The organism is Henriciella aquimarina, from assembly GCF_002088975.1.
Lineage (GTDB): Bacteria > Pseudomonadota > Alphaproteobacteria > Caulobacterales > Hyphomonadaceae > Henriciella > Henriciella aquimarina.
The window spans coordinates 1-2,633 of the sequence record NZ_NCST01000006.1; the positions used below are offsets into that span (position 1 = coordinate 1).

Below are 2,633 nucleotides of genomic sequence, written 5' to 3' on the forward strand. Positions count from 1 at the left end.
CCGGCTCGGCCACCAGCTCGGCCGAAGCCCAGAAACGGGCAGCCGCCTACCGGCTGGAAGAGCGCAGCAGCGAAGCGCCCGAGGGCGGCCGCATCGAGGAAATCTTCTATCGCGTCGGCGAATATGTGACGCCGGGCCAGCCGGTCGTCTCCATCCTGCCGCCCAGGGGCCTCAAGGTGCGTTTCTTCGTGCCGGAGGCCGAACTGCCCGAGATCAGCATCGGCAAGACGGTGCGGGTGAAGGCCGACGGGCTCGCCAGCCCGGTCGACGCTTCTGTCAGCTTCATCTCGCACGATGCCGAGTTTACCCCGCCGGTCATCTATTCCCGCGACACGCGCGGCAAGCTCGTCTTCCTGATCGAGGCGGACCTGCCGCAGGAAGCGGGCTTCCATCCCGGCCTGCCCGTGGAGGTGGACTGGTAATGGCCGAGGATCTCGCCATAGACGTGAAGGGCCTGGTCAAGCGCTTCGGCGACAAGACGGCGGTCGATGGCGTCGATATCCAGATGCCGCGCGGCGAGGTCTGGGGTTTTCTCGGGCCGAACGGCTCGGGCAAGACGACCACGATCCGCATGATCTGCGGGCTGCTGCGTGCCAGTGAGGGCGAGGGCCAGTGCCTTGGCTATGACATCCAGCGCGAGGCCGAGAAGATCAAGTCGCGCACCGGCTATATGACGCAGCGCTTCTCCTTCTGGAGCGATCTCACCATCCGCGAGAACATCGAATTTGTCGCCCGGCTCTACCGCCTGCCGAACCTGCGCCAAACCGTCGACGAGACCATTGAGGGGCTTGGCCTGCAGCACCGCCAGAACCAGCTGGCCGGCGCGCTCTCCGGCGGCTGGAAACAGCGCATGGCGCTCGCCGCTGTCACCATGCACAAGCCGAAACTCCTCCTGCTGGACGAGCCGACCGCCGGGGTCGATCCGCAGGCCCGGCGGGATTTCTGGGACGAGATCCACGAGCTTTCCATGGCCGGCATGACGGTGCTCGTCTCCACCCACTATATGGATGAGGCCGAGCGTTGCGATAAAATCGTCTACCTCGCCAATGGTCACAAGATCGTCGAGGGCACCGTTTCCGATGTCATCGAGCGCTCCGGGCTCGTCACCTTCCGCGGCGAGGGCGAAGGCGTGCGCCGGCTTGCCGAAAAGCTGAAAGGCCAGCCCGGCCTCGATCATGTCGCCTATTTCGGCGCCGCCCTGCATGTCAGCGGCGAAGACCGCACGCGCATCAAGGCCGAGATCGACCGGCACTCGAGCGAGGATGTGCGCTGGGAAGAGGTCCAGCCGAGCCTAGAGGATTCCTTCATCGCCCTGATGGCTGAAGCCGGCGAAGACACACGGGTGTATGAATGACATCCGTCTTTCTCTCCCTCAGCCGCATCTGGGCGGTCTTCATGAAGGAGCTGGTGCAGATGCGCCGCGACCGGCTCACCTTCGCCATGATGTTCGCCGTGCCGATCATGCAGCTCGTCCTGTTCGGCTACGCCATCAACCTCAACCCGAAACACCTTCCGGCCGCCATCCTGGTGCAGGAGCAGAGCCCGATTGTCCGCACGCTCGTCCATTCGCTGGAGACGTCTGACTATTATGACTTCGTGATGCAGACCGACGATCCGCGCGAGAGCAGCGATTTGCTGGCGCGCGGCGAGGTGAGCTTCGTCGTCACCATTCCCTCGGGCTTCACGCGCGACCTGGTGCGCGGCGACCGTCCGCAGATCCTGATCGAGGCCGACGCCTCCGACCCGGCCGCCGCTTCCGGCGCGACAGGCCAGGCGCAGGCGATTTTCGAAAACGCGCTGCGCCATGACCTCAAGGGTCCGCTCGCCCGGTACGCCGGGGCGCCGCCCGCCTTCGACCTCGTCATTCACCAGAAGTACAATCCCGAAGCCAAGACGAGCTACAACATCGTGCCCGGCCTGCTCGGTGTCATCCTCACCATGACGCTGGTCATGATCACGGCCATGGCGATGACGCGCGAGGTGGAGCAGGGGACAATGGAGAACCTGCTCGCCATGCCCGCGCGGCCCTTTGAGGTGATGGCGGGCAAGATCCTGCCCTATGTCGCGGTCGGGGCGACGCAGACGGTGGTGATCCTTGTCGCGGCGAAGCTCCTGTTCAACGTGCCTTTCGTTGGCGCGCTCTGGGTGCTGATCGTAGGCGGGTCGATCTTCGTCGTGGCCAATCTCGCGCTCGGCTTCACCTTCTCGACCATCGCGCAGTCGCAGATGCAGGCGATGCAGCTCACCTTCTTCTTCTTCCTGCCGTCCATCCTGCTGTCGGGCTTCATGTTTCCCTTCCGCGGCATGCCGGAATGGGCGCAGGTGATCGGCGAGGTGATGCCGCTTACCCACTTCCTGCGCATCGTGCGCGGGGTGATGCTGAAGGATGCCAGCCTCGCCCAGCTGCAGGTGCCGATCTATGCGCTCTGCGCCTTTACCGCCGTGGTCACGGCCATCGCGCTCCTGCGTTACCGCCGCACGCTCGACTGATGAGGATATGCAAGATGAAACAGATGTCCCTGACCGTTCTTTCAGCCCTCCTGCTGTCGGCCTGCGCCTCCTGGCAGCCCGAGCCGGCCCCGGCGCTCGAAACCACCAAGGCCGAGGCGTGGACCGACACGCTGAAAGACGCC

At 64.8% G+C, this 2,633-nt stretch carries 3 protein-coding genes; all 3 read left to right on the forward strand.

What is annotated here, in order from left to right:
- Positions 1-422: HlyD family secretion protein (locus B8784_RS00910; RefSeq protein WP_143435230.1), on the forward strand; the 422-nt coding region annotated here is incomplete at its 5' end.
- Positions 422-1,354 carry an ABC transporter ATP-binding protein gene (locus B8784_RS00915; protein ID WP_084395751.1) on the forward strand — a complete coding sequence of 311 codons (933 nt, stop codon included), beginning with the start codon at positions 422-424 and terminating at the stop codon, positions 1,352-1,354. The genes B8784_RS00910 and B8784_RS00915, both read left to right, overlap by 1 nt.
- Entirely contained in the window at positions 1,351-2,490 is a 1,140-nt protein-coding gene (locus B8784_RS00920) for an ABC transporter permease (RefSeq protein ID WP_084395752.1), read from the forward strand. The genes B8784_RS00915 and B8784_RS00920 overlap by 4 nt, the downstream gene beginning before the upstream one ends.
- Positions 2,491-2,633: the final 143 nt, after the last annotated feature.

Bases quoted from the DNA above. Each gene is read 5' to 3' on its own strand.
- B8784_RS00915 (WP_084395751.1), top strand. From the start codon at position 422: ATGGCCGAGGATCTCGCCATAGACGTGAAGGGCCTGGTCAAGCGCTTC.
- B8784_RS00920 (WP_084395752.1), top strand. From the start codon at position 1,351: ATGACATCCGTCTTTCTCTCCCTCAGCCGCATCTGGGCGGTCTTCATG.